The following is a 23,618-nucleotide window of genomic DNA, read 5'->3' as shown; positions in this document are numbered from 1 at the left end:
GTCCCACAAGTTGTATTGACACTGGTTCGTGTCACAAATGTTTGTGTTTCTTAGATTTTTTTATAAATATATTTGTATAGATCCTTTTAAAGGATTTCTGATAGCAGTATAATGAATGGTACTAAAGGGGAGAAATTTATGAATGAAAAAGATTTGTATCAAACATTTATAGAGGCTGAAAAATTTTATTATGATAAGTTTTGGTTAGGAGTTATTGGAGTAGCTTTAATATTATTCTTTTTGTGGGTAATGGTTTTATATGCGAATAAAAAACAAAAAATCATTAGTCTTCTATTAGCAATGTTTTTAATCATTCCAACTGGAATCTATTTGGTGAGAAATTTTTTGCAATACCAATCTACGATTCAATGGATTAGCCAACTAACCCCAGCTGTGCGTGAGTATGTACGAAAGCCATTTTCAAAAGAACATTATTCTGTTTTTGAACAGGAAAGTTATCGTGGGAAAAATAATCCCAATCAATACCCTGACCAATTGTATCAAAAGGCTCAAATTCAAGAAGGAGTCGTTTATCTAGGGAAGGATAGAAATTTTATTTATGTTCAAATTGGAAATGACTCTTATAAAGTATCAAAAGATTTACTAGAAATACGAGATACAGTTTCTTCAGCTAGTCGAATTGCTACACAGTATATGTTAAAAGATGAGAGATTTACACAAGAGGGATTTGTAAAGGCATCAGCAATTTTCTTAGAAAAAATTGTGATTCCAAAAGAATTAGAAAGTTTAGAAGTTGACGCTTCAATCGCTAATGCTTTAAAATCTAGTACTAAAAAGATGGGGACATGGACGATTTCATAAAGAGTAAAAAAACGAGACGATTCAATCGTCTCGTTTTCTATATAGTATTCAATTTTTCTATTATCATTTGCCCAATTCGTTCAACATCTCTTTGGCTTCCACGTAATTCGAATTCATCTAATACAGGGAAGTTGAATCGCTCTGAATATTGGCGAGCGGTTAAACAGAATTGTTTGTTAAAGTTTCGATTTCCGCTACCAACAATGCCGAAACATTTTTTGTAGTTGTCATGATAGGCAAGGAAATCTCCAAGAGGATTGGTTAGAATTTCAGTATCTCCGTTATCAACACCGTTTCCACCTTCTAAATAAGTTGGAAGAAATGCAATGGTAGGATGCTCTAATTCAAAAAATTCTGTATGATCCCGAATTAAATCTTTAACATTAATAAGTTCGATTTGTAAAGAGGATTGTTGAAATTTAAAATACTCCACTAATTTTGTAACAAAACTATGAGTATTGCCTGTTAAGCTAATATATGCAATGGATAATGATTGAGTCATAAAATCCCTCCCTTTTGTACTATCATAGCATAAATAAATGAAAAAACAATGGAGTTTCTTGAATGTTAGAAATGAGAAAATGCATAAGACCTTGCTTTTCAAAAACTGTAAAATCGGCTATAATACTAAAGAAACGTTTGGAAAATATAGAAGTGGAGTTAAAAACATGTAAAATCAGCTATAATACTCAAAAACGATTAAAAAAAATATAGAAGTGGAGATAAATACATGTCAAATCAATTAGCTGCAGAAGTTTCTTCTCGTAAGACTTTTGCCATTATTTCTCACCCGGATGCGGGGAAAACAACGATTACTGAACAATTATTATTATATGGTGGAGCGATTCGTCAAGCAGGTACGGTTAAAGGGAAAAAAACTGGTAAATTCGCAAAATCAGACTGGATGGAAATTGAAAAACAACGTGGGATTTCTGTAACAAGTTCTGTAATGCAAGTGGAATATGATGGGAATCATATTAATATCGTAGATACACCAGGACACGAGGATTTTTCTGAAGATACGTATCGTACATTAATGGCGGTAGATAGTGCGGTCATGGTTATTGACAGTGCGAAAGGGATTGAGCCACAAACGAAGAAATTATTCGAAGTTTGTAGTATGCGTGGGATTCCAATTTTTACATTTATTAATAAATTAGACCGTGATGGACGTGAACCATTAGAGTTGATTGCTGAATTAGAAGAAGTATTAGGCATTGATGCTTATCCAATGAACTGGCCAATGGGGATGGGAAAAACATTCTTAGGGTTATATGATATTTATAATAAGCGTGTTGAATTAATGCATCCAGAAGAAAATGGGGATAATGACTTCTTGCCATTGAATGAAGATGGAGAAGTAGAAGGAGATTATGCTTTCAAACAATCGACTTTATATGAACAAGCGATTGAAGATGCTCAATTATTATTAGAAGCAGGAAATGACTTTAGTGAAGAAGCGATTGCGAATGGAAAATTAACACCAGTATTCTTCGGTTCTGCCTTAACAGGGTTTGGAGTTCAAACATTCTTAGATGCCTTTGTAGATTTTGCACCAAGCCCTTCAGCTAAGAAAACAGAAGCTGGTGAAAAAGTTGAACCATTAGAAGAACAATTTAGTGGATTTATTTTCAAAATTCAAGCAAATATGAACCCGGCTCACCGAGATCGTATTGCTTTTGTTCGAATTTGTTCAGGAGAATTTACACCGGGGATGGATATTACCGTGAATCGTTCTCAAAAGAAAATGAAATTATCTCATACAACGCAATTTATGGCAGATGCTCGTGAAACTGTAAAAGCAGCGGTTGCTGGGGATATTATTGGTTTATACGATACAGGGAATTTCCAAATTGGAGATACCATTTATAGTGGAAAACAAGCGATTCAATTTGAACCACTTCCACAATTTACACCGGAATTATTTAATAAAGTAGCTGCTAAAAATGTAATGAAACAAAAATCTTTCCATAAAGGAATTGAGCAGTTAGTACAAGAAGGAGCTATCCAATTATATAAAACTTACCATACAGGAGAGTATATTCTTGGAGCTGTTGGTCAACTACAATTTGAAGTATTCCAATATCGTTTAATGAATGAATATAATGCGGAAGTTGTGATGACTCCAATTGGTAGCAAAATTGCACGTTGGATTGATGAAGCAGACTTAGATCCAAATATGTCTTCAAGTCGTAACTTATTATGTCGAGATAGATTTGATCAACCAGTATTCTTATTTGAAAATCAATTTGCTTTGAATTGGTTTAAAGATAAACATCCATCGATTGAATTAAAATCATTATTCTAATAAAACTACCGTAGAGGAAGAACGAGAATGTTTCTTTCTCTACGGTTTTCTTTCGTGTAAGCAATGTTTTAGGGAAATCTAACTGATTTTCAAGTGAAAATATGATACACTAATGCAGTAGGAGTTGGATATAATGAAAAAGAAAGCAAATATTAAAACAAATGCCATTCGTATGGTAGAACGTCAAAAAGTTCAATATCAAATTTTTGAATATGAATGGGATGAAGAACATTTAGATGCTGTTCATGTGAGTGAACAAATGGGCATTTCAGTAGATCAAGTATACAAAACAATTGTATTACATGGAGATAAAACAGGTTATTTAGTAGCCTGTGTTGCAGCTGATCATGAATTGAATTTGAAAGCATTAGCGAAAGCTTCTAAAAATAAAAAAGTAGAGCTAATCCCTGTATCTCAATTAGAAGGTTTGACTGGATATATTCGAGGAGGCTGTTCACCTGTCGGAATGAAGAAAAGTTTTCCAACTTATATTGACTTACGTGCTAAAGAACAAGAGACTATTCGAGTTTCAGCAGGTAAGAGAGGAATTCAAATGGAATTAACACCAGAAGATTTACAACAGCTAACTAGAGCTGAATGGTTTGATAATCTAGAAAATTAACCGAAGAAAGGATTTTATATGAGCGAAGTAAAAGAAGAAACAACAATGACTGAACTAAGTGAAGTTTTAGAAGAAATCGTTGCACCGCAAGAACAGGAAGTGGAACGTGTCGTATTTTGGGTAGACGAAACTCATGTCAAAATTAAAGAAGTCCATTATGAAATTGTTGAGGATTATCGTGAAGGATTTGAATTAGATGCCTTTAATGCACGCTACCAAGATATCTTTGATAAATATGAATATATTGTTGGTGACTGGGGACATGAAAAATTACGTCTAAAAGGATTTTATGAATCAAAAAATCGACTAGCTACTCCGGATAAGGATATTGCTTGTTTACAAGAATACTTATACGAATTTTGTAATTTTGGATGTCGTTATTTTGTACTACAGAGAGATCCAAATGTAAAACCAGTAGCGGTAGAAGAAGAAGGAATTCCAAAACGTCCAAAAAATAAACAACAAAAGAGAAATTCGAAGCGTTTTAACAATGAACGAATAGAAGAAAGAACATTTAAAGGAAATTCACAAAAAAATAATCGTTTTAATTCTAAAAAACGTAATTTTGATATGAAAGAAGCACCAAAGCAAGATTTTGGTTTGAAAGAAATAACACATAAAGAAAGTTTATATCTGGAGAGTCAATCTTCTCTACAACCAATGAAAAATAAACGTCAAAATCGTAATTTTTCAATGAAGGAAGTCGATCAAACAAAATATCAAAAAAATACACCAATGAAACAAAAAAATAGTCATCCTAATAAGAGATTTGATATTCGAGAAAAACCACAAAAAAGAGGGAAATAAGCATGTATAAAGCATATTTTATTGATTTAGATGGAACAATGTACAAAGGAAAAGAACGTATCCCGACTGCAGAAGAGTTTATTCGTCGCTTGCAAAAAGCCAATATTCCATTTTTATTTGTAACGAATAATGCTACCAAAACTCCACAACAAGTTGCTGATAATTTGAGAGAGAATTATGGAGTAGAAGTGACTAAAAATGAAGTCTATACAAGTGGAGTAGCAGCTATGGACTTTTTAGAAAGTCAAAACTTTGGCAAAAAATTAATGATTGTTGGAGAAGAGGCACTGAAAACTCAAGCGATGGAAAGAGGCTATGAACTTGTAGGGGAAAATCCAGATGTCGTATTACAATCGCTAAATCGTGATACAAATTATGCTGAATTAGAAGCTGCCACTTTAGCGATTCGTGCAGGTGCAAAGTTTGTTGTAACGAATATCGACTCTAATCTTCCAAGTGAAAAAGGATTTATTCCGGGTTCAGGTTCGATTACAGCATTTTTAAAAATGTCTACACAACAAGAGCCAATTGTGATGGGGAAACCTAGTAGCATTATTATGGAATCAGCTTTGAACTATTTAAATCAACAATATCCTGAACAACATTTTACAAAAGAAGATATTGCGATGGTTGGAGATAATTATAATACGGATATCCAAGCTGGAATTCAATATGGAATGGACACTTTAATGGTTCTAACAGGATTTTCAACAAGAGAAGATTTAGAAGGAGTAGCACAACCTACACATCTAGTGAATAATTTAAGTGAGTGGAAGGTATAACAATGTCAATAACCATTAGAAGATGGAGTCTTTCGATTGTCTTAGCATTATTTTTATTGAGTACAGCAATTACCTTTGTCATCTTTTTTGAGCCACTATTTCGAGGTGTCATTTTATTATTTGGCTTAGAACAACATAGTGGAATTTCTACGACAAAATTAATGGAAAACTATCATGTATTGATTTCTTATTTAACAAGACCTTGGATTAAGGAATTAGTGATGCCAGATTTTCCAAGTTCTCCGCAAGGATTATTTCACTTTGAAGAAGTGAAACGATTATTTATGATTAATTTTGTCATTGCGGTTATTTCTACGATTGTTTCACTTGTTTTGATAAGAAGGTTTAAAAGAGAAAGAAAATTATTCCTATTACTCACTCCATTAAAAGGGATATTATATGCTTCACTATTATTTGTTGTCTGTTTAGTGAGCTTTTTCGATGTTATTTTTGTAAAATTCCACGAATTATTTTTCCATAATTCCGCTTGGATTTTTGATCCACGATTAGATCCAATTATCGAAGTATTGCCAGAAGAATTTTTTATGATTTGCTTTTTAATCGTATTTTTATGGCTTGTCTTTGGAATTATCGGGATTCGGAGATGGATTCGAAAGCAAGAACACATTTAAATAAAACTATAAAATTTTGAGATTATCTATCGTTTAGAGGTGACTTTAAGCGATAGGTATTTTTTTACACTTCTTTTACACTTTTCTCATACTCAAAAAAATTAAAACATGGTATGATAACGAGGAAGAGAATAATGACCGAGGGAGAAAATATGAAAATATCAGTAGTGATTCCTTTTTATAATGAGGAAAGAATGATTGAAAAAATGTACAGTGAATTAGTTCATGTATTAAATCAACAAACAAAAGAAGAATTTGAAATAATTTTAATTGATGATGGTAGTAAAGATAAAACTTTTGAAAAAATATTAGAAATTGCTGAGAGAGATGAAAGAGTTCGTTATTTAAGCTTTAGTCGTAATTTTGGAAAAGAAGCGGGAACAATTGCTGGATTACAATATGCAACGGGTGAAGCAGTTATTTTGATGGATGGAGATTTACAACATCCGCCGGCACTTGTTCCACAAATGATTGAAGCATACCGAGAAGGATATGATGTCGTTAGTGGTCGTAGAACAAGAACGGGTGAAAGTCAATTTCGTACCTTTTTAGCCAATCGTTTTTATAAATTAGCGAATCGACTAATGGATACGCCATTAACGGATGGGATTTCTGAGTTTCGTTTATTTAGTCGAAAAGCTGTAAGAGCAATTTTATCATTGAATGAATATAATCGTTTTTCAAAAGGACTGTTTTCATGGATTGGTTTCAAGGAAAAAGTCATTGAATATGAAAACCATGTTCGAGAAATTGGAGAAACAAAATACTCGTTAAAATTCTCATGGAATTATGCTATTCAAGGGATTTTATCGTTTAATGATAAGCCGTTACGTGCGTGTATTAATTTAGGATTAGGTTGTTTATTATTATCTGTGCTCTATATTGTGTGGATGTTCATTAAATACATCATTGACCCAACTTCTTTAGTAAGTGGATATTTTACAACGATTTTTGCAGTTGTCTTACTAGGGGGAATTCAATTAATCTCGATTGGAGTATTAGGAGAATATATCGGGAAAATTTATTATGAAGTAAAAAAACGTCCTCACTATTTAGTGGATAAAACTAATTTTGAGGAGGAGAAAGATGAGTAAAAAGAAAGTAGTTTACTTAACGAGTTTCTTCCTACCAATTGTTATTATGCTTGTTTCGTGGATCATTAATGGATTTTTCCCATTTGGTGCTAAATCATTGATGGCAGTAGACTTTAATGCGCAATATATTGGTTTATATGCTTATTTGAAACATTTCTTTTTAAATGGAGATTGGAATAGTTTTTTCTATTCCTTTTCAAAATCGATTGGTGGAGGAATGCTTGGAATTTGGGGATTTAATTTAATTAGTCCGTTTAATCTATTGTATTTCTTCTTTTCAGAACAAAATTTTCAATGGGCAGTTATGTTAACTATTGGTCTTCGTTACGGAGTGATGGGACTTACTTGGACACATTTTTTTGTGAAGCGATATAATGGGTTAGAAAAAAATCCAGCATTCCTTCCTATATTAGGAAGTTTATATGCTTTGAATGGTTTTAATGTCAGTTATCAAATGAACCCTATTTTTTATGATGGGATGATTATGTTGCCACTTGTATTAATGGGTGTAGAAGAAGTATTGGATAGAACAGGTGCGAAACGATATGTTCTGTTGTTAGCTTTAGCTTTATTACTCCATTTTTACATGGGATATATGATTTGTATTTTTGTAGTCATCTATGCCTTGTTTTATTTATTCAAATCAAAAGATAGAACGTTTAAGCAAGGATTTCTTCAATTGCTTCAACTAGGCTTGTATTCGATTTTAGCAGTAGGATTAGTAGCGTTTATTATTGTTCCAATTTTGATGAGTTTAGTTTCAACTAAAGGTGGACTGGAAAGTAAGTTATTATTTGAATGGAAATTACAGATTGATCCATTAGATATTTTTTCTAAATTATTTTTAGGAGCATTCGATAATTCTTCATGGCCAGCAGGTCCAAACTTACCAAATATTTATGTAGGCTCACTAGGAATGATAGGAACAGTTTATTATTTCTTAAGTTCTAAGATTCAAAAAAGAGAGAAAATGGCTTCTTTAGGAGTCTTAATCATTTTTATCCTATCTTGTATTCATGAATTTACGAGTAAATTATGGCATATGGGACAAAATCCAGCAGGATTTTTCTATCGCTTTTCTTGGATTATGGCATTTTTCTTCGTTTATCTAGCTTATTTATCCTTAAGAGAAGTCGAACAATTAAATTGGAAAAAATCTTTAGTCGTTGCTGGAGTCATGATTTTGATTTTCATTTTAGTGATGACTAGACAATACTCTTTCTTAATTGTTCCACAAAAAATTGCGACATTGGCTTTAATTTTTGTGATGTTATCGATTTTAGTATGGCCTCAAATAAATAAAAGATGGGCATTTTTGGCAGCAGTGACTGCGATTGAATTAATGATGAATGCAACGATTGTTCAATCGAGAGTGGGTTATACGGATGCGTATAAATATCAAGATGCGGTGAAACAATTACAAACAGCAGTAGCTCCAATTCGCCCAAATGATAAGGAATTTTATCGTATTCATGGAAGTTTCCATTTAAGTAAAAATGATCCATTTATGGCGGATTATCCAGGAATGTCTGTATTTAGTTCTAACTTGGAAAATTCAACAAGAGATTTATTTGAACAATTAGGCAATACTGGTATTAATGCAACGACTTACTATTATGGAACACCATTAAGTGATGCATTATTTAGTTTGAAATATTGGATGACACCAAAGCCAGTCTATACGAAGGATTATCCGGATACAACTAAGATGTATGTATTTGGAAAATATGCAACTCGTTTAGATATTACAGAAAATACTCCTGTAGTTTATGAAGAAGAGAGAACAGAAGTATTTCAAATTCCACAAACTCTTCCGATAGCATTTGGAGTGAATGAAAAATTAGCTTCGTTAGAATTAAGAATGAATCAACCGATTCAAAACTATAATAAAATTGCAGCAGCTCAATTAGGAGAAGATGTTAAATATTTGGATATGTTAGCAGCAAATGATATTACGACAGATAATTTTTTAGCAGTTGAAAGAGCAGAGACGTATCAAAGAATTGATTCGTCAAAACCAGCTAGCATTACGTACCATTTTACTCCTCAAACAGATGAAGAGTATTGGATTACTTTACCAACACGCTTCTCAAGAAATGATAAAAATAATATTAAAATGTATCTGAATGGAGAGGAATATCATTTCTTAAATAATTATCAAGCGACGCAATTAGTCAATATTGCTTCGCAATCAATGGACAAGCCAATTGAATTTAAAATCGAAGTGAACACAGATGAAGATTATTCTTTTAGTGGAGTTCGATTGGCCAAATCAAATCGTGCTGTTTCCAATCGTTTTATCCAAGAACGTCAAAGTCAAGCGATACAGTTAACACATTGGGATAATTCCCATATTCAAGGTACTGTTACCATTACAGATGATAGTAGTGTTATGTTTACTTCAATTCCATACGATAAAGGATGGAATGTAAAAGTTGATGGAAAAGTCGTTGAAATAAGAAAAATTTGGAATAGTTTATTAGGTTTTGAGATTAGCAATGGAGAACATACGATTGAATTAAGCTTTATTCCAGAAGGCTGGAAGATAGGAGTAGGGATTTCTGTCGTATCACTTATTGTATTCCTCGGTTTGATTTATAAGAAATGGGTTTAATATTTTTAGAATAAGACTTCTATTGGTTAAATAGTTAACTGATGGGAGTCTTTTTAGTAGAGTATTCTTGTTCAGAAAATTGTCTAGTAACGAGAAAAAATATTAAAGAAAAAAATTTTGTACTAGCAGTAATAAAATCTGATATATCAGATTTTATTAGAGGAAAAATTGAGACCAAGGCTCAATTTTTAGCCATGAGATTCGCAATGCGAAGCTGCTGGCGTCCTTTGCTAGCTACAAAATCTTTTTTCTTTAATATTTACTTATGGTTCTTTAAAAATTCTTTTAGATCATTTAGGCTGATATCGCTACTGTTTGATAAAGTCTCTTGTAATTGACCGTCTTTAAAGACTAATAAAGTAGGAATAGAATCAATATGATACTGTTCTGCAAACTTCGCTAATTCATCCGTCTTATTTTCAGTATCAATATAATAAATTGTAGCATTAATACTTCTTGCAGCCTTTCTTAATTTTGGAGCAAATTCCCTGCAATACGGACAAGTCTCACGTCCAACATAAACAAAACGAATCTGTTTCTTTTGAGTATCCATTTCATTCTGAATAGTCGAATTATCTAGTTGTACAAAATGACGTGTTGCTTGGACATACTCACTGGAACGATACACCAAAGTATTGTCATTTGAAACATAGATACGAGGATTAATGATAGACATCATGAAAAAGAGTGCAATAAATGATACTATGAATCTTTTTCGTGGACTCCATGGTTTAAAGAAATAATCTTTTATGAATAGAAAATAATATCCTGATGATACAATATATTGAAAAGAGAGCCATAAAATTGAAAATTCACTGATAAAATAACTAAATATCAAATAAGCTAAAAGAATAATTAAGAATATACAATCCCCTTTAGTTAAAAATTTAACTTTAGTCATTACACCCACACCCTTTACTAATTTATGATTAAAGTATAGCACTATTTCTTGAAAATGAAAGAGTTTTCTTACTTTTTATGAAAATGTTATTAGCGAAAAATAGTTTAGTAACGAGAAAAAAATATTAAAGAAAAAATTTTGTACTAGCAGTAATAAAATCTGTTTTAACAGGTTTTATTAGAGGAAAAATTGAGACCAAGGCTCAATTTTTAGCCATGAGATTCGCAATGCGAAGCTGCTGGCGTCCTTTGCTAGCTACAAAATCTTTTTTCTTTAATATTTACTTATGGTTCTTTAAAAATTCTTTTAGATCATTTAGGCTGATATCGCTACTGTTTGATAAAGTCTCTTGTAATTGACCGTCTTTAAAGACTAATAAAGTAGGAATAGAATCAATATGATACTGTTCTGCAAATTTCGCTAATTCATCCGTTTTATTTTCCGTATCAATATAATAAATTCTAGCATTAATACTTTTTGCAGCCTCTTTTAATTTTGGAGCAAATTCCCTACAATACGGACAAGTTTCACGTCCAACATAAACAAAACGAATCTGTTTCTTTTGAGTATTCATGTCATTCTGAATAATAGAATTATCTAGTTGAACAAAATGACTAGTTGCTTGTACATATTCACTTGTTCGGTAAATCCAAGAGTTATTTTTAAAAATAAATAATGGAGGAGCGATTAAAAGAGTAATTAAGCAAATACCTATTATGTTCTTCGTTAGAGTAGAAAATTTATCACTTAGAGGCGATTTAGATACTAAATAGTAAGCTCCTGTTGCCATGAAAAATGAATAGAGAATCCATAGTAAAGAATATCCAATAATAAAATAATCAAATAGCAAAAAACAAATAAGAAGGATTGAAAACAATTTATCATCTTTCGTCAAAGACTTAATCTTACACATTAAAACCAACTCCTTTATTATTTTTATACTTCCATTATATCATAAGCTGTTGATTTCGAAAGCGTTTTTAATAAAAGTTTACGGAAAATTATTTACTAACGATAAATAAATATTAAAGAAAAAAATTTTGTACTAGCAGTAATAAAATCTGACACATCAGATTTTATTAGAGGAAAATTTGAGACCTTAGGCTCAAATTTTAGCCAAGAGACCCGTAAGGGGCTACTGGCGTCCTTTGCAAGCTACAAAATTTTTTTCTTTAATATTTAGTTTCGTAAAGAAAATATGAAATCATACTTTTGTCCCATTGTCGTGGGACGAGAATATGCTATAATTTGCCTAAGAGAGTTGATAAAGGAGAAGTCTTATGAAGAAACATATTATTCAAGCGATTAAGCTATTTTTCTTTGTAGCAGTCAGTTCAAGAGTTTTTGTAAGAATGCATAGTACTGCAGAAATGTTTTTATTTCTTTTATTATGCTATGGCATATTTTTCTATGTACTATTCCGTAAAGAAATGAATCCACCAAATTGGAAAACATATCTACATAAGGAAAAAGAATTACAAGGTCCGTCAGAAAAACAACAAGAGATTTATAATAAGGCAGGTCTAACAGAAAGCGATGTAGCCTTTTTTAGAGAAAAAATGAATCGAGCAAAAACTCAAATTCAACAAATTGAATCTTATACAAAACAAAATAATAAAATCGAAGCCATTGCTAATCGTTACCAACTATTAACAATTTTAAAAGATTACTTTAAGGAAATTGTTCAACATCCAGAACGCTTGCATGCCGTTGATAAGTTTTTAAATACGTATTTACCAGGCTTAGAAGAAATTATGGGAAAATATATTGAAATCGAAAAACATATTTCTAAAACTCAAGAAACTTATCAAGTGCTAGATCAAACAATGGAATTATTAGATGATTGTTGTCTTCAAGTGGAAGCAGACTATCAAAAATTCCAAGCACAAGATTTTAGTGATTTAAATTTAGAAAGAGAACATCTTCAAAAACAAGTTCAAAAAGAAGAGTTTGAAGACTTTTAGGAGGAAATATAGATGACAGATAAAACTTCAACAGTAGAAGATTTAATTCAAAATCCATTTGGGGAACAAGTGAGTGTAACACCATTATCAGAAGTATCTCACGATTTTCCAGCAACACAAACTGAAGCAAGTCCAAAGAAATTAATTGATACATTGGATGAAAAACATCAAGAACAAGCTCGTGCATTAGCGAAGCAAATTGATGAAAAAAATTTACAAGCGATTATTAGTTATGGGGCTGCAGCTCAAAAACAATTAGGAGAATTTTCTCATCAAATGCTTTCTCATGTGCAAGCAAAAGATACCGGAGAAATTGGGGATATTTTAAATGACTTAATGGAGCGTTTAAATGAAACTGACCCAAATGATTTAGTAGCTGAAAATCAAGGATTCTTCCAAAAATTCTTTGGAAAAATTAAGAAGAGCATTTATGAAATGCAAGCTAAATATCAAGAAGTTGGATCTCAAGTTGATAAAATTGCGATTCGTTTAGACTATGAGAAAAATGGATTATTAAATGATAATTTATCATTGGAACAATTATATCAACGGAATAAAGATTTCTTTGATGCATTAAATATTTATATTGCGGCTGGAGAATTAAAATTAGCGGAATTACAAGAGACATTAATTCCTGAAGCTTTAGAAAAAGCACGTGTAACAGGAGACCAAATGGATGTACAAGTCGTAAATGACTTAGAACAATTTTTAGACCGCTTAGAGAAAAGAAATCATGATTTAAAATTAACAAGACAAATGACGATTCAACAAGCACCGCAAATTCGTTTAATTCAAAATACGAACCAGGCATTAGCTGAAAAAATTCAATCATCCATTACTACAACCATTCCATTATGGAAAAACCAAATTGCGATTGCGATGACATTATTACGTCAAAAAGATGCTGTAACGGCACAAAGACAAGTTTCAGAAACAACAAATCAATTAATTCAAAAAAATTCAGAAATGTTAAAAATTTCTACGATTGAAACTGCTCGTGAAAATGAACGAGGCATTATTGATTTAGAAACATTACAAAAAACACAAAAAGATTTAATTGAAACACTAGAAGAAACATTGAAGATTCAACAAGAAGGTAGAGCAAGAAGAAGAAAAGCTGAAGTTGAATTAACAAACATGGAAGAGGATTTAAGACAAAAATTATTAGTGTTAAGTCATAAAGAAAAACAAATTCATCAAGAATAATATGGAGAAACGTGGAGTAATCTTCTTATTTTTAATAGGATTTATGATTCAGTAGTAAAGATGTAATCTGCTTGTAATAAAATAAACTTGCGATTTTTTCAAACATTCTTTACAATAGTAGTAAATATATTTTTTATGAGGTGAGAAAATGCACGTTTGGATCGTAGTAGTAGCATTATTAGCTTTAGCAGTATTTTTCTTATTCATTTCATTGTTCTTAAAAGACAATCAATATGAAGATGAATTAGATGAATTAAGTGAAGGCTTATTAGAATTAAATAGAGAAGTGTATTCTTTAAAGAAAAAAATTCAAGAGTTGGAAGGAACACCAATTTATCGTGCTCCTGTTGAACAAGCTCCACAACCAGAACCAGAGTTTACATTTATTCCACAACCAGTTGTTGAGCCAGAACCAACTTTCACTCCAAGATTTGAAGAAAAAGAAGAGGAAATTCAACCAGTATTTGAACCACAACCAACATTTACTGAGCCAACTTTTTCACAGCATGAAGAAGAGGAAGATTTACACAGCATTACTCGTAAACATATCCTAACTTTATTTAGTCATGGTGCTTCTTATGAAGAAATTGCTGAACAATTAAATGTTCCAGTTTCAACTGTTCAATTAGTAATTGATAGCTATTTTGAATCGGATTCACATTAAGGAGGGGTAATATGAGTAAAACAAAATTTCGCTCTCTAGGGGTTGCTTTTCTTTTATCAGCTATTATTTTAGCTTTAACAACTGTAGTTTGGCCATTTGTTCCAGATTCTTTAAAAAGTCAATTAGATAGTGTTCATTTACCATTAGTAACGGATACTGTTAAAACAACCGAAGAAACAACAGTTGCTACAACGCAATCTGTACAAACAATTGAATCTACAACAAAAACAACTACAAAAGTTGCAGATAAAGCTGTAACAATTACGGTTGAGAGTGGAGAAGTTTCAAGTGATGTTGCTCGTAAATTAAAAGAAGCGGGAGTTATCACTGATTCTAAAGAATTTGTAGATTATTTATTAGAAAATAATATTGCTGAAAATATTTTGGCTGGAACATTTGAAATTCAACCAAATAGTAGCTTTGAAGAAATTGCTCGTACATTAGGAGCTTTACGTTAATGGATAAAAATAAGAGGTAAACACTTGAAAATGGTGTTTACCTCTTTTCTTGTTTTAGCTTGAAGATTTTTTCATCCATATTAGATAACTAAATAATACAAAGAATAAAATCGTTAAGCTAATAAGTATTTCAATCGTAACGAATAGATTAAGGAAAGAAACTTGTAAAATTCCTTGAGCCATTTTCAGTGAAGTTGCTGTAACGATAGTTGGGAATGTTAAAGCTGAAAATGCGGGTTGAAATCCTTGTTTTAAAATTTGCGGTAAGCGACTTAAGACTAAAAAGAAAAATAGTTGAGATGAGATGATCATCATGATAATAGAGTATGTTAATAATTGATGTCCACCTACACGCACGAGTGAAGCTAGTAGTAAGGAAAATGGAGCACAATAAATTCCTTCTTGTCCTAATAATTCAACTGGTAGTGGCTTTTTCTTCAAATCTAAATAAATACTTGGATATAAATAAAACGTTAAGATAAAGCCGAAAATAATTGTTGCATATGCAATTTCAATAATTCCTACAACAGGATAAGTGAGTGCTGCTACTGCAATACCGACATATAATACTGTCCAAGATGGTGTTGCGTAAATTTTTTCTTTAGATTTCAATAATAGAATCGTAAAATAAGTAATTAATCCAATATCTAATAGGAATGAGAACCACCATAGAACTTGTGCTAAGAGAGGTACACTTGGAACGGTACGCAATAAATAAGTAGATAAAATCATTCCTGCCATAGGGAAAGTAGCCATTCCAGATAAAACAGGTGGTTTCTTTAATTCTTTCGTAGAATTTTGCCAATCGAATAAATGGAAAACTAAGAAGATAATCCATAATCCTAATCCAAGTACACTAAACACATGGGATAATTCAGGCAAGGTGTCTGAGATAAGATTTCCAGCGCCTGCTAACCCAAGAAGGCAACCAGAAAATGCTAAAGGTAACTTTTTCATAAAATCCTCCAATAATCTTTTTGAGAAAAGTATAACATAAAAATGAATGAAGGAAAATTTAAATTTGAAAGGGGGTTAATAAACTACTTAAAATTTGCACCTAATTAAGTTTAAATAATTTTAAATTCTGATAGAAATAGTACGAAACCAAACTTAAATTATGCTATAATAGAGCAGTGAATATTAAAAGATGGATGTGAATACATGATTAACAAAAGAAAGAATCGTCCTATAAAGAAAAAATCACATATTCCATTTCGATTAAATTTATTATTTTTTATCGTGTTTTTTTCATTTATGGCATTAATCGGACGATTAGCGTATGTTCAATTAGTCAAAGGGGATGATTTCATCGCCTTAGTGAAACGTACAGAAACTTCTACTGCAAAAAAAGCAGTTCCAAGGGGTTCTATTTATGATAGTAAAGGAAAAGTATTAGTAGGAAATAAACCAAAATTAGCAGTGAACTATACACGTTCTTCAGATGCAACAACGAAAAGTATGTTGGAAACTGCAAAAAAATTAACAGAATTTATTACAGTAGATACAAGTAAATTAAGAGACCGAGATTTAAAAGATTATTGGTTTGCGACTCATCCAGATGAAGCGAGCAAGTTATTAACTGCAGAAGAGAAAAAGAAAGCTTCAAAAGAAGGATTATCAAATAGTAAAACATATGAAATGCAATTAGCGCATATAACGGATGATCAAATTAATTATTCAGATAGTGAAAAACAAGCGATTGCTATTTTTACGAAGATGAATAGTGCCTATGCCTTATCAACCGTTACGATTAAAAATGATTCTGTAACAGAACAAGAAGTTGCTCGTATTAGTGAACGTCTTGGAGAGTTAAAAGGGATTGACATTGATTCAGATTGGGATCGTGAATACCCAATGGGAGATATGTTGAAGACAATTCTAGGTTCTGTATCTTCTGAAACAACAGGTTTACCTTATGATAGAGTGCGTTCTTTATTAACTCTAGGGTATTCATTAAATGATCGTGTAGGTACAAGTTATTTAGAAGAACAATATGAATCAGTTTTAAGTGGAACAAAAACAGTGGTTCAAAGCCAAACGAATAATCGTGGAGAAGTGGTTAACCACGAAGAACGTTATGGTGGAAAAGCTGGTTCCAATTTAGTGATGACAATTGATACGGATTTTCAAAAGAAATTGGAAGATATTGTTACTAAAGCTGTAGAAGGATTATCAGATGCCACTGCAGACCGAGTGTATGTTGTTGCAATGAATCCAAAATCCGGAGATGTTTTAGGAATTACTGGTAAAAAGAAAAAATATAATGAAAATTATCAAGTAACTGGAATTGAAGATGATGCCTTAGGAGCTATTAATGGTGCCTTTGGGATGGGGTCAGCTGTAAAAGCGGCAACAGTTATTTCTGGATATATGGATGGAGTTATTACAAGAGAAGATAATACGATTGTCGATGAACCAATTGAGTTTGAAGCTTCTAAACCGAAAAGTTCTGTATTCAACCGTAATGGTAGTATTCCTGTAACAGATTTAGATGCGATTGAGCGTTCTTCTAACGTTTATATGATTAAGTTAGCCATGAGAATGGGTGGACAATATGAGTATAAAAAAGGTGGAAAATTAAATATTAATCTTAACGTATTTGATAAATTACGTGAGTATTATGCCCAATTTGGTTTAGGGGTTCGTACAGGAATTGACTTACCTAATGAAGGAAAAGGATATAATGGTGGTACAGGTGCTGCCTTCTCTGCACTGGACTTTGCGTTCGGTCAGTTTGACTTATATACGCCATTACAATTAGCTCAATATATGGCTACTATTGCCAATGGAGGAACACGTATTGCACCTCGTTTAGTAAAAGAAATTCATTCAACAGGTAAAGATGGAGGAATTGGTGATTTAGAGACAGTTGTTCCAACAAAAATTATGAATTCTCTCCAAGTAGAAGCAGGATTAATTGATCATATTAAAGAGGGATTATATCGTGTAACGCATGGAGCAAACGGAACTTCAGCTTATACATTTAGAAATTATACGCCTTCTGTTTCTGGTAAAACAGGTACAGTAGAAGCGTTCTACGATGGACCATTACCACAATTTAAACAAAAGGAAGTAGAGAACTCTACATTTGCTTCTTATGCTCCTTCTGATAATCCTGAAATTGTTGTATCAGTAGTTGCACCATATTTTTCAAATGGAATTCCTGGAGACTTTGCAGCTGGAATTACAAAACAAGTGTATGATGCATACTTCCACCAAGAAAGTTCAACTTCATCAACAAATTCTACAACTGCTAATGGACAAACAAATACTCAAGCAGGAAATCGTCCAGCACAACAAGCAGCGAATGCACAAGTCCAACAAAATACTCAAGCTGCAACAGTACGACAACAACAAAATACGACTGTTCCTGTAGCTCCAGTAAGAAGACAAGGACAATAATCAATAAAAAAGGTTTTTGAGTTTTCAAAAGCCTTTTTTTATTGCTAAATTGAATAGACAAGATATAATACTATTAAGGAGGCGTGATTATGAATGATTTTACAGAAGTAACCGTACAAAAAGAAGTGAAGTACAAAGGTGGCATTTTTACAGTTGAACACCATGTAGTGTCTCTTCCAAATGGAAAACAATCAACGAGAGACATCGTATTGCATAATGGAGCAGTAGCAGTTTTAGTAGTTCACGATGGAAAGATTTTATTAGTGCGTCAATATCGCAAAGCTATCGAAGCTCACACATTAGAAATTCCAGCAGGAAAATTAGATCATGATGGAGAAAGTCCGTTAGAAGCAGCAAAAAGAGAGTTAGAAGAAGAAGCGCAATTAAGTGCAACTGAATGGAAAAAAGTGGTAGATTTAGTACCGACTCCAGGATATTGTAATGAAAAAATTCATTTGTATGAAGCAAAAGGAATTCAGCAGTTAACAGATGCAGCACCATTAGATGAAGATGAATTTGTATCCATTGAATGGGTTCCAGTGGAAGAAGTCATTCAGAAAATCCATAATGGAGAAATCACGGATGCCAAAACGATTATTGCTGTTCAATATGCAGCATTGCATCAATAGGAGAAAATATGTCAAAAGAACCATTATTAACAAGAAAAGCTTTGAGAGAACATGTTGTAGAGCAAAGAAGGTCTCAAGATAATGAGGAATATGAATTTAATGAATCTCCAGTTCCTAAAAAGCCATTATTAGAAAGATATAATCGCTTCTTAACGATTTGGATGATTGCGATGATTGTACTCATTATTGTAGCAATTGGTGTTCAAATCTTCTTATAATGGATTGTTGTGCTGAATGCTAGGTTAGGGCTAGACAATTCATAAGAGCTTTGATAAAATAACACATATATTTAAAGACATTGATGGAAAAGGGTTATAGAAATTTTCATTATTAGGGAGAAAGGTCAGCGACTGAAAGCCTTTCATGAAAATCTACAACTTTTCACTTCCGAAGTCGCCATTGGGATTCGATAGATGAATAATGGATCGGTTCGTTACCGTTAATAACGCCGAGTGCCTGCAATGCAGGAATGAGGGTGGTACCGCGATAAATTTCGTCCCTTACAATTTCTAGGAATTGTAAGGGACTTTTTGTTTATGAAAATGATTTATAGGAGGAAATAAAATGAATTTAGCAGAAATGAAACAACAATTTGATGCGATTCGTCAAGATGTATTAGCTGCATTAGAAACAGTTCAAACGTTAAAAGAAGTTGAACAAATTCGTGTGCAACAATTAGGAAAAAAAGGACCTATTACAGAAGTTCTAAAAAATATTAAAAATATCGTTCCAGAAGAACGTCCACAAGTAGGAGCGTTAGCGAACGAATTACGTAGTGTAATTGAAGAAAAAATTACAAGTATTAAAGCTGACTTAGAAGCAAAAGCATTGGTGGAATCTTTACGTAAAGAAACAATCGATGTTACAATGCCAGGTCGTCCAATGACAGTTGGTACAAAACACGTATTAAGTCACGTGAGTGATGAAGTGGAAGATTTCTTCATTGGATTAGGATACCAAGTAGTAGAAGGTCCAGAAGTAGAATCAGATCACTATAACTTCGAAATGATGAACTTACCAAAAGATCATCCTGCTCGTGATATGCAAGATACATTTTATATTACGCCAGAGTATTTATTACGTACTCAAACTTCACCAGTTCAAGCTAGAACGATGGAAAAACACGATTTCTCTAAAGGCCCATTAAAAATGATTAGTCCAGGGCGTGTATTTAGACGTGATAATGATGATGCAACTCACTCACATCAGTTCTACCAAATTGAAGGATTAGTAATTGATAAACATATTACAATGGCGGACTTAAAAGGGACATTAGCTGCATTTGCCAAAGAATTATTTGGTCAAGAGCGTGAAGTTCGTTTACGTCCAAGTTACTTCCCATTTACAGAACCTTCTCTAGAAGTAGATATTAGCTGTTTCAAATGTGGCGGACAAGGTTGTTCGATTTGTAAAGGAACAGGTTGGATTGAAATTTTAGGTTCAGGGATGGTTCATCCAAACGTATTAGAAGCCGCTGGAGTAGATTCAAGTGTTTATGGTGGATTTGCCTTTGGATTAGGACAAGACCGTATTGCAATGTTGAAATATGGAATCGAAGATATTCGTTCACTTTATACGAATGATGTTCGTTTCTTAAATCAATTCACGAAGTAAGGAGAAGAGAATATGAAATTATCGTATGAATGGTTAAATGAATATTTAGATTTAAGTTCAATTACTCCTCAAGAATTAGGAGAAAAAATGTCACGTACTGGGATTGAGGTAGATAGTGTATCTGTTCCAGGTGAAGAACTAAGTGGTTTAGTCGTAGGTCGTGCATTAGAAGTGGTAGATCATCCAGATTCAGATCATCTTCATGTTGTAACTGTAGATGTTGCTGGGGAAGAACCATTACAAATCGTTTGTGGTGCACCAAATATTGCTAAAGGGCAAAAAATTATTGTAGCGACTCATGGAGCACGTATTGCCGGTGGTCATAAAATTAAACGTGGAAAATTAAGAGGAGTAGAGTCTCAAGGGATGATTTGTTCTCTTCAAGAATTAGGACTTCCTTCTTCATTAGTACCAAAAGAATATGAACAAGGCATTTATGTATTTGAAGATGATGCGATTGAAGTTGGAATGGATGCTGTTAAAGCATTAGCATTAGATAGTGCGATTGTGGAATTAGATATTACAGCTAATCGTGCAGATGCTTTAAGTATGAGAGGTTCTGTTCATGAAATTGGTGCAATTTATAATTTAGAAAATACATTAACACCAGATGAATTTTTAGAAGGTGGTTCGTCTTCATTAGATCCATGGATGACAGTATCGGTTGAAGATGAAGTAGACGCTCCAGCTTATCACTTACAAATTATTAAAAATGTTACGGTGAAACCAAGTCCTCAATGGATGCAAAATCGATTAATTGCAGCAGGCGTTCGTCCAATTAATAATATCGTAGACGTTACAAACTATGTTTTAATGGAATATGGACAACCGTTACATGCATTTGACTATGATCGTTTAAATTCAAAACAAATTCATGTTCGTCGTGCAAAAGAGGGTGAAACATTAGTAACATTAGATGGCGTTGAACGTACATTAAGTAATGAAATTGTTATTACAGATGGAGAAAAACCAGTTGCCTTAGCTGGTGTAATGGGAGGATTAGATTCAGAAATTATTGAAACTACAACAACTGTTGCATTAGAATCAGCATTATTCGATCCAAAATCCATTCGTTTAGCTTCTCAAAAACATAATTTAAGAAGTGAATCAAGTAGCCGTTTTGAAAAAGGAATTAATAAAGCGACTATTTTACAAGCTGGTAAGAGAGCTGCAGCATTAATTGCTGAATTAGGAGATGGTGAACTAGTTGAAGGAGTAGCTTCTGCTCAATCACTAACATTAGAGTTACCAGTAGTTTCTATTTCATTAGAACGCTTAAACCATGTTTTAGGAACTAGCCTTTCAACAGAAGAGGTATTACAAGTATTTAAACAATTAGCTTATCCAACAAAAGAAGAACAAGGAGTATTCCATGTAACAGTTCCTGCGTGGAGATTTGATATTTCGATTGAAGCAGATTTAGTAGAAGAAGTTGGACGTATTTATGGATATGATAAAATTCCTTCAACATTACCGACAACTGCAAGTACGCAAGGTGGATTAAATGAGAAACAACGTTTTGTACGTTGGACTCGTCAATTTATGCAAGGAGCAGGTTTATCACAAGCTTATTCTTATGCATTAACAACTCCTGAAAAATCTCATTGGTTTACAGTAGAAGAAAGACCAAGTATTCGTTTAGATTTACCAATGAGTGAAGAGAGAAGTGAATTAAGACAATCAATGCTACCAAGCTTACTTGAAGCATTACAATATAATGTCGCTCGTTCTCAACAAAATGTTCGTTTATTTGAAGTTGGGAAAGTATTCTCTATTGGTAAAAACGGTTCTGAAGATTTCCAAGAAAGAGAAGTTATCGGAGCTGCAGTAACAGGAGAATGGGGACATGCTTCATGGCAATCACCAGCACAACCTGTTGATTTCTTCGCATTAAAAGGAGTATTAGAAGCTTATTTTGCAGAATTAAACTGTAATGATCGCATTCGTTTTGTTGCAACAGATGCAATTGAACAATTACATCCAGGACAAACAGCTTATATTTATTTAGGTGAAGAATTAATTGGATTTATTGGAAAAATTCATCCAGTGATTCAAAAAGAATTAGATTTATCAGATACATTTGTATTTGAATTATTAGTGGAACCTTTATTAGCAGAAGGTTTACAAGAACGTGTGATTCAATCTGTACCGAAATTCCCGTCAATGACACGTGATATTGCGTTATTAGTTCCTGTTACAATGGCACATGCAACATTAGAGTCAGTAATTAAAGAACAGGCTGGTCAATATTTACAATCAGTTACTTTATTTGATGTATATAAAGGGGAACATGTACAAGAAGGTTACCAATCATTAGCTTATTCGATTCGTTTCTTAAATAAAGAAGCTACTTTACAAGAGGAAGAAATTAAACAAGCAATGGATCGTATCCAAACAGCCTTAGTTGCATTAGAGGATGTAACCATTCGTTAAGGCGCTACGGAATAAAAGAATTTCCTTACGTAGTAAGGTCGCCAGCAGCCTCGCTTAGCGAGTCTTATGGCTAAAATTCGAGCCTTGGTCTCGAATTTTCCCTACAAAAAAAGTCAGAAATTTTCTGACTTTTTTTGCTTTTACTACGAAGAAAATTCTTTTATTCCTCCGCTTGTAACGTTGAAAGAAAGAACTTTCTTTGTCTGTGTTTTTAATTTTCTTTAAATAAAAAAATATTTTTCCGCCTTTTTTCGTATATATAAGTGAAGTGTAATTTCTAGTGAAAAGTCACTGGAAGATACTTTCAAACAATAGAGAGAGGATGAAATTATATGAAAGAGAGAATTGAAGGTGCAAGACCAATGATGGATTTAATGGCAAAGAAGATATTTAGTGAGACTGGGCAAAAAGTCTCAAAAATAGAAGAAAGCACTATAAAATTCTGAAACAGGATTTTATAGTGCTTTTTAGTCTTATAAATGAAACATAGGAGCCTATTCTCTGTTATAATAAATTTGAACAAAATAAAACAAGAAAGGTTGACTCCTATGTACAAAAATTATACCACACCAACAAATGCTTTTGAATTAAATTTTACTTTAACTGTTCCAGAAAATTCTAAGAAACACAAACATTTGTGACACGAACCAGTGTCAATACAACTTG

The 23,618-nt window shown here is 32.6% G+C and carries 21 protein-coding genes; 17 read left to right on the top strand and 4 right to left on the bottom strand.

Going from position 1 to position 23,618, the window contains the following annotated elements:
* Window positions 1–138 precede the first annotated feature (138 nt).
* Window positions 139–822, top strand: coding sequence for a hypothetical protein (locus tag RWZ86_RS04995; protein ID WP_314680446.1), 684 nt, complete (start codon window positions 139–141; stop codon window positions 820–822).
* Between the two features lie 37 nt (window positions 823–859).
* Here RWZ86_RS04995 and nrdI read toward each other — a convergent pair whose 3' ends face one another.
* Window positions 860–1,324 carry a class Ib ribonucleoside-diphosphate reductase assembly flavoprotein NrdI gene (gene nrdI / locus RWZ86_RS04990; RefSeq protein WP_314680445.1) on the bottom strand — a complete coding sequence of 155 codons (465 nt, stop codon included), beginning with the start codon at window positions 1,322–1,324 and terminating at the stop codon, window positions 860–862.
* 228 nt (window positions 1,325–1,552) lie between these two features.
* On the opposite strand from nrdI, the gene RWZ86_RS04985 reads away from it, so the two are divergent.
* The 7 genes from RWZ86_RS04985 to RWZ86_RS04955 all read left to right on the top strand — a co-directional run bounded on the left by RWZ86_RS04985 (window position 1,553) and on the right by RWZ86_RS04955 (window position 9,681).
* The gene (locus RWZ86_RS04985; RefSeq protein ID WP_314680444.1) at window positions 1,553–3,130 is read left to right on the top strand and encodes a peptide chain release factor 3; all 1,578 of its coding nucleotides are present in this window, start codon (window positions 1,553–1,555) and stop codon (window positions 3,128–3,130) included.
* Between the two features lie 133 nt (window positions 3,131–3,263).
* Window positions 3,264–3,752, top strand: a complete 489-nt coding sequence (gene ybaK, locus RWZ86_RS04980; protein ID WP_314680443.1) for a Cys-tRNA(Pro) deacylase — start codon at window positions 3,264–3,266, stop codon at window positions 3,750–3,752.
* Window positions 3,753–3,770: 18 nt separating this feature from the next.
* Window positions 3,771–4,559, top strand: a complete 789-nt coding sequence (locus RWZ86_RS04975; protein WP_314680442.1) for a YutD family protein — start codon at window positions 3,771–3,773, stop codon at window positions 4,557–4,559.
* A 2-nt stretch (window positions 4,560–4,561) separates the two neighbouring features.
* On the top strand, window positions 4,562–5,341 hold the full coding sequence (locus RWZ86_RS04970; protein WP_314680441.1) for a TIGR01457 family HAD-type hydrolase: 780 nt from the start codon (window positions 4,562–4,564) through the stop codon (window positions 5,339–5,341).
* 2 nt (window positions 5,342–5,343) lie between these two features.
* On the top strand, window positions 5,344–5,973 hold the full coding sequence (locus RWZ86_RS04965; protein WP_314680440.1) for a TIGR01906 family membrane protein: 630 nt from the start codon (window positions 5,344–5,346) through the stop codon (window positions 5,971–5,973).
* 152 nt (window positions 5,974–6,125) lie between these two features.
* Window positions 6,126–7,067: a glycosyltransferase PgfS gene (pgfS, locus tag RWZ86_RS04960; protein ID WP_314680439.1), complete on the top strand. Its 942-nt coding sequence runs from the start codon at window positions 6,126–6,128 to the stop codon at window positions 7,065–7,067.
* Entirely contained in the window at window positions 7,060–9,681 is a 2,622-nt protein-coding gene (locus RWZ86_RS04955; protein ID WP_314680438.1) for a YfhO family protein, read from the top strand. The genes pgfS and RWZ86_RS04955 overlap by 8 nt, the downstream gene beginning before the upstream one ends.
* A 259-nt stretch (window positions 9,682–9,940) precedes the next feature.
* On the opposite strand, the gene RWZ86_RS04950 is transcribed toward RWZ86_RS04955, so the two are convergent.
* Window positions 9,941–10,360 carry a thioredoxin family protein gene (locus RWZ86_RS04950; RefSeq protein WP_314680437.1) on the bottom strand — a complete coding sequence of 140 codons (420 nt, stop codon included), beginning with the start codon at window positions 10,358–10,360 and terminating at the stop codon, window positions 9,941–9,943.
* Between the two features lie 502 nt (window positions 10,361–10,862).
* Window positions 10,863–11,495: a thioredoxin family protein gene (locus tag RWZ86_RS04945; protein ID WP_314680436.1), complete on the bottom strand. Its 633-nt coding sequence runs from the start codon at window positions 11,493–11,495 to the stop codon at window positions 10,863–10,865.
* A 367-nt stretch (window positions 11,496–11,862) separates the two neighbouring features.
* On the opposite strand from RWZ86_RS04945, the gene RWZ86_RS04940 reads away from it, so the two are divergent.
* The 4 genes from RWZ86_RS04940 to RWZ86_RS04925 all read left to right on the top strand — a co-directional run bounded on the left by RWZ86_RS04940 (window position 11,863) and on the right by RWZ86_RS04925 (window position 14,874).
* Complete coding sequence (locus RWZ86_RS04940) at window positions 11,863–12,546, top strand: 5-bromo-4-chloroindolyl phosphate hydrolysis family protein (RefSeq protein ID WP_314680435.1); 684 nt, start codon at window positions 11,863–11,865, stop codon at window positions 12,544–12,546.
* A 12-nt stretch (window positions 12,547–12,558) separates the two neighbouring features.
* Complete coding sequence (locus RWZ86_RS04935) at window positions 12,559–13,752, top strand: toxic anion resistance protein (protein WP_314680434.1); 1,194 nt, start codon at window positions 12,559–12,561, stop codon at window positions 13,750–13,752.
* Window positions 13,753–13,900: 148 nt separating this feature from the next.
* Complete coding sequence (locus tag RWZ86_RS04930) at window positions 13,901–14,416, top strand: DUF6115 domain-containing protein (RefSeq protein ID WP_314680433.1); 516 nt, start codon at window positions 13,901–13,903, stop codon at window positions 14,414–14,416.
* Between the two features lie 11 nt (window positions 14,417–14,427).
* A complete protein-coding gene (locus tag RWZ86_RS04925; protein ID WP_314680432.1) occupies window positions 14,428–14,874 on the top strand; it encodes a hypothetical protein in 447 nt (148 codons plus the stop codon).
* Between the two features lie 54 nt (window positions 14,875–14,928).
* Here RWZ86_RS04925 and RWZ86_RS04920 read toward each other — a convergent pair whose 3' ends face one another.
* On the bottom strand, window positions 14,929–15,831 hold the full coding sequence (locus RWZ86_RS04920; protein WP_314680431.1) for a TDT family transporter: 903 nt from the start codon (window positions 15,829–15,831) through the stop codon (window positions 14,929–14,931).
* Window positions 15,832–16,035: 204 nt separating this feature from the next.
* On the opposite strand from RWZ86_RS04920, the gene RWZ86_RS04915 reads away from it, so the two are divergent.
* From RWZ86_RS04915 to pheT, 5 genes are all read left to right on the top strand, one after another.
* Window positions 16,036–18,276 (top strand): penicillin-binding protein 2, encoded by a 2,241-nt coding sequence (locus RWZ86_RS04915; RefSeq protein ID WP_314680430.1) that lies wholly within the window; start codon window positions 16,036–16,038, stop codon window positions 18,274–18,276.
* A gap of 89 nt (window positions 18,277–18,365) precedes the next feature.
* Window positions 18,366–18,905 carry an NUDIX hydrolase gene (locus RWZ86_RS04910; protein ID WP_314680429.1) on the top strand — a complete coding sequence of 180 codons (540 nt, stop codon included), beginning with the start codon at window positions 18,366–18,368 and terminating at the stop codon, window positions 18,903–18,905.
* Window positions 18,906–18,913: 8 nt separating this feature from the next.
* Window positions 18,914–19,123 carry a hypothetical protein gene (locus RWZ86_RS04905; protein WP_314680428.1) on the top strand — a complete coding sequence of 70 codons (210 nt, stop codon included), beginning with the start codon at window positions 18,914–18,916 and terminating at the stop codon, window positions 19,121–19,123.
* A 346-nt stretch (window positions 19,124–19,469) separates the two neighbouring features.
* On the top strand, window positions 19,470–20,519 hold the full coding sequence (gene pheS / locus RWZ86_RS04900) for a phenylalanine--tRNA ligase subunit alpha (RefSeq protein WP_314680427.1): 1,050 nt from the start codon (window positions 19,470–19,472) through the stop codon (window positions 20,517–20,519).
* A 12-nt stretch (window positions 20,520–20,531) separates the two neighbouring features.
* Window positions 20,532–22,952 carry a phenylalanine--tRNA ligase subunit beta gene (gene pheT, locus RWZ86_RS04895; protein WP_314680426.1) on the top strand — a complete coding sequence of 807 codons (2,421 nt, stop codon included), beginning with the start codon at window positions 20,532–20,534 and terminating at the stop codon, window positions 22,950–22,952.
* Window positions 22,953–23,618 lie beyond the last annotated feature (666 nt).

This window comes from uncultured Granulicatella sp., from assembly GCF_963545075.1.
Taxonomy (GTDB): domain Bacteria; phylum Bacillota; class Bacilli; order Lactobacillales; family Aerococcaceae; genus Granulicatella.
This window is presented reverse-complemented; position numbering and strand designations above follow the sequence as displayed.

What these genes read in the sequence shown, in the direction of transcription:
- RWZ86_RS04995 (WP_314680446.1), top strand. Translation starts at nt 139, where the DNA reads ATGAATGAAAAAGATTTGTATCAAACATTTATAGAGGCTGAAAAATTT.
- nrdI (WP_314680445.1), bottom strand. Translation starts at nt 1,324, where the DNA reads ATGACTCAATCATTATCCATTGCATATATTAGCTTAACAGGCAATACT.
- RWZ86_RS04985 (WP_314680444.1), top strand. Translation starts at nt 1,553, where the DNA reads ATGTCAAATCAATTAGCTGCAGAAGTTTCTTCTCGTAAGACTTTTGCC.
- ybaK (WP_314680443.1), top strand. Translation starts at nt 3,264, where the DNA reads ATGAAAAAGAAAGCAAATATTAAAACAAATGCCATTCGTATGGTAGAA.
- RWZ86_RS04975 (WP_314680442.1), top strand. Translation starts at nt 3,771, where the DNA reads ATGAGCGAAGTAAAAGAAGAAACAACAATGACTGAACTAAGTGAAGTT.
- RWZ86_RS04970 (WP_314680441.1), top strand. Translation starts at nt 4,562, where the DNA reads ATGTATAAAGCATATTTTATTGATTTAGATGGAACAATGTACAAAGGA.
- RWZ86_RS04965 (WP_314680440.1), top strand. Translation starts at nt 5,344, where the DNA reads ATGTCAATAACCATTAGAAGATGGAGTCTTTCGATTGTCTTAGCATTA.
- pgfS (WP_314680439.1), top strand. Translation starts at nt 6,126, where the DNA reads ATGAAAATATCAGTAGTGATTCCTTTTTATAATGAGGAAAGAATGATT.
- RWZ86_RS04955 (WP_314680438.1), top strand. Translation starts at nt 7,060, where the DNA reads ATGAGTAAAAAGAAAGTAGTTTACTTAACGAGTTTCTTCCTACCAATT.
- RWZ86_RS04950 (WP_314680437.1), bottom strand. Translation starts at nt 10,360, where the DNA reads ATGATGTCTATCATTAATCCTCGTATCTATGTTTCAAATGACAATACT.
- RWZ86_RS04945 (WP_314680436.1), bottom strand. Translation starts at nt 11,495, where the DNA reads ATGTGTAAGATTAAGTCTTTGACGAAAGATGATAAATTGTTTTCAATC.
- RWZ86_RS04940 (WP_314680435.1), top strand. Translation starts at nt 11,863, where the DNA reads ATGAAGAAACATATTATTCAAGCGATTAAGCTATTTTTCTTTGTAGCA.
- RWZ86_RS04935 (WP_314680434.1), top strand. Translation starts at nt 12,559, where the DNA reads ATGACAGATAAAACTTCAACAGTAGAAGATTTAATTCAAAATCCATTT.
- RWZ86_RS04930 (WP_314680433.1), top strand. Translation starts at nt 13,901, where the DNA reads ATGCACGTTTGGATCGTAGTAGTAGCATTATTAGCTTTAGCAGTATTT.
- RWZ86_RS04925 (WP_314680432.1), top strand. Translation starts at nt 14,428, where the DNA reads ATGAGTAAAACAAAATTTCGCTCTCTAGGGGTTGCTTTTCTTTTATCA.
- RWZ86_RS04920 (WP_314680431.1), bottom strand. Translation starts at nt 15,831, where the DNA reads ATGAAAAAGTTACCTTTAGCATTTTCTGGTTGCCTTCTTGGGTTAGCA.
- RWZ86_RS04915 (WP_314680430.1), top strand. Translation starts at nt 16,036, where the DNA reads ATGATTAACAAAAGAAAGAATCGTCCTATAAAGAAAAAATCACATATT.
- RWZ86_RS04910 (WP_314680429.1), top strand. Translation starts at nt 18,366, where the DNA reads ATGAATGATTTTACAGAAGTAACCGTACAAAAAGAAGTGAAGTACAAA.
- RWZ86_RS04905 (WP_314680428.1), top strand. Translation starts at nt 18,914, where the DNA reads ATGTCAAAAGAACCATTATTAACAAGAAAAGCTTTGAGAGAACATGTT.
- pheS (WP_314680427.1), top strand. Translation starts at nt 19,470, where the DNA reads ATGAATTTAGCAGAAATGAAACAACAATTTGATGCGATTCGTCAAGAT.
- pheT (WP_314680426.1), top strand. Translation starts at nt 20,532, where the DNA reads ATGAAATTATCGTATGAATGGTTAAATGAATATTTAGATTTAAGTTCA.